Raw genomic sequence first — 1348 nt, 5'->3', positions numbered from 1 at the left:
AAAGCATGGCTTCATCCTGAAATTCAGGCAATTGCTTCCAGTCCAGAGATTGGTTTACTTCCTCATGTTTGCTAGAAACCGCCACCGCTTCCATACCAGTTGATACAGGAAATTCAGATTTCAATTGAGGCTGATCAATTCCCTGTTGAAGCAAAACCAACTTATCGAGCAGGCCCTCCAGTTGTTCCAATTCAGGATCTGTCCCGGATTTACTTTCCAGTCCGTCCATCATTGCTTCCCATTCCTGCTTTTCCTCTGTTAGTTCCTCTGAAATGCTCAGTGGATCCAGATCCCTGTTGTAAGTCTTTTCTATCAGTTCCTCAGGTTTCTGGCTGAGCAGTTTCTCCAATTCCCTTAACTGATTCATCATGGCCTCTTCTGGATCTAAATCTTCTGCTTGCCCAGCCCTATCAGAACCGGCAAAAGAAGGGAGAGACTTTTTTGGGCTTTCAGGAATCAAAGCCGAACCATCCAAATCTTCCATTTCCAAGCCGGTTCCTGAACCGACCAGTGATTTTTGAAGGAAGGCAGGCATTTCCAACTCCTTGGGTTCACGCTTCAGTTTCTCCTCCAGACTGTAGGCCTCCGATTTGGATGTCTTCTTTTCCCTGATCAGTACTTCGGGCATTTCCTGATTGAATCCTTTTGGAATTTCCTCAACCGGCTCACCTCCGCTATCGGTCATCCCCAAGAGAAACAAGAGGGGTACAATCAATACCGGGAGGCAAAGCAGGAAAACTCCTTTTCTGCGTGATGCCAAATTGCTTTGCTTATTCTTCATAGCATGTAGGTTTAAGTGAAAGATGAATTAAAAGGGTATCAGGCGCGATCAGAGGATCAATTGGAGAAATGGGAGCCATCAGCAAACCGGAAACAGCTTTGGTTCGGGCAATCTTGCTTGGAATCCAGGAAGGCAGGTAAATAAGCAGGGCAAAGAGGAGTAAAAGCAGCATATAGGTCAGTTTTCTCCAAGGAGCTTCCAACCCTTTATCCCAGGCCTGAAGTTTAATGGCAATACCTCTGAGCCAAGGCTCTAGCCTGCATTCTGTCTTTTTCCATACCCAACTCAGAAGAGCATAAAATGCAGGGAAATCCGCTTCCTTTAACCCCGGAGTTTGAGATACTTTTTTCATGGCTGAGGGTATAATCATCGTGCTTCTTGTTTGAGGTCCCTGTTTTCCAGGATTTCCCAATTTTCTATCAGGAATCCGTGGGGATTGGCAGGGCTACGCTGAATCTGACGAAGTTTTCCGGCCGTGATCAAAGAGCGGGTCAATCGTGAACTGGACCGAATTATTTCCTGCCGGGCATAAACCCGAAAGGGGTAATCCGAAAGCCGGTCATTCAC

Annotated in this window: 2 protein-coding genes and 1 pseudogene; all 3 read right to left on the bottom strand. The window is 46.4% G+C overall.

The window, feature by feature from the left end:
- Window positions 1-781, bottom strand: a 781-nt coding sequence (locus G457_RS0114935) for a hypothetical protein (RefSeq protein WP_026947182.1), incomplete at its 3' end; no start/stop codon positions are given.
- Entirely contained in the window at window positions 771-1133 is a 363-nt protein-coding gene (locus tag G457_RS0114930; protein WP_026947181.1) for a hypothetical protein, read from the bottom strand. The genes G457_RS0114930 and G457_RS0114935, both read right to left, overlap by 11 nt.
- Before the next feature lie 14 nt (window positions 1134-1147).
- Window positions 1148-1348, bottom strand: a pseudogene (locus G457_RS22925) (conjugative transposon protein TraK); the annotation flags it as partial.

The organism is Algoriphagus marincola DSM 16067 (genome assembly GCF_000429405.1).
In the GTDB taxonomy this organism is placed as follows: Bacteria; Bacteroidota; Bacteroidia; order Cytophagales; family Cyclobacteriaceae; genus Algoriphagus; species Algoriphagus marincola.
The sequence above is the reverse complement of the archived record's forward strand: the minus strand, read 5'-3'. Positions and strand labels throughout refer to the sequence as shown.

What these genes read in the sequence shown, in the direction of transcription:
- G457_RS0114930 (WP_026947181.1), bottom strand. Translation starts at nt 1,133, where the DNA reads ATGAAAAAAGTATCTCAAACTCCGGGGTTAAAGGAAGCGGATTTCCCT.